The sequence below is a fragment of the Kitasatospora sp. NPDC049258 genome (assembly GCF_040678895.1).
Classification (GTDB): Bacteria; Actinomycetota; Actinomycetes; order Streptomycetales; family Streptomycetaceae; genus Kitasatospora.
In genome coordinates this window covers 1-1,017 of sequence record NZ_JBFAQT010000119.1, presented here as the reverse complement: position 1 = coordinate 1,017, position 1,017 = coordinate 1, and the positions used below count along the sequence as shown (strand labels likewise).

Here is a 1,017-nt window from a genome sequence, read left to right as displayed (position 1 = left end):
CGACGACGATCTTCGCCGAGGTGGTGGCGCGGCTGGGGGCGGCCGCGTTAGAGCTTGCGAAGTCCACTGAGGACCCTTTCGAGCAGCGTGACGTCGGGCTGGTTGCCGGATTCGCCGCCGGCAGCGGGCTGGTGGATGGCGACCAGGCCGGCTTCGGCCAGGTCTGCGACCAGGATCCGGGCCACTCCCAACGGGATGGTGAGCAGCGCGGAGACCTCGGCGATGGACTTGACCTCGGTGCACAGGGTGCAGATCCGCTGGTGCTCCGGGAGCAGGCCCGCCAGCCGGACCGGGTCGACACTGGCCGAGACCAGCGCCTCCAGGGCGAGTTCGTAGCGGGGCCGGGTGCGTCCGCCGGTCATCGCGAACGGGCGGATCAGCGGCCCGGAGTCCTGTCCGTCCTCGTCGTGCTGCCCGAAGTCCTCCTGGTACCGGGTCTCGTCCCGTTCAGGGAATGCCTCGGGCCCCGGGTACCCCTGGTAGCCGTTGTCCTGCCGGGCGTACTGCCCGGGCTCGCGGTACGGCTGCTGCGGCTCCTGGTACGGCTGTTGCTGGCCGTACTGCTGGGCGCCGGGCTGGGGCTGGCCGAAGTACTGCTGTTGCTGCGGCTGGTACTGCTGCCCGTGGCCGGCGCCGGGGACTCCGAAGGCGTCATGGCCGGTGCCGGGGTACGGAACGCCGTACTGGCCGCTGCGCTCGTCGGGCGGTGTCACGGTTCCTCTCCTCACAGGGTGCGGCGGTGCGGTGCTGGCCCGGGACAGCTGCGCCCGAGCCGGTGGTGCGAAGGCCGTACAACGCCCGAACCCGGGTCCGTCGCGGGCACCGGAGGCGGATGGCCAACGGTGCCTTTGAAGGACCCGGGACGGGCAATGAGGTCTTTCGAATACCAGGACGGTATCCGACGAACCGTCAGTGCAGGAGACTGCCCTGGAGTTCCGCGCGCAGCGCGGGGGTGAGGACGGCTCCGGCACGGTCGACGAGGAGGGCCATCTCGTAGCCCACCAGGCCGATGTCGGA

Annotated in this window: 1 protein-coding gene and 1 pseudogene; both read right to left on the bottom strand. The window is 70.9% G+C overall.

Features of this window, described 5'->3' with window-relative positions:
* Window positions 1–47 precede the first annotated feature (47 nt).
* On the bottom strand, window positions 48–713 hold the full coding sequence (locus tag AB0K43_RS31475) for a DUF742 domain-containing protein (RefSeq protein ID WP_363645842.1): 666 nt from the start codon (window positions 711–713) through the stop codon (window positions 48–50).
* Between the two features lie 196 nt (window positions 714–909).
* Window positions 910–1,017, bottom strand: a pseudogene (locus AB0K43_RS31470) (roadblock/LC7 domain-containing protein); the annotation flags it as partial.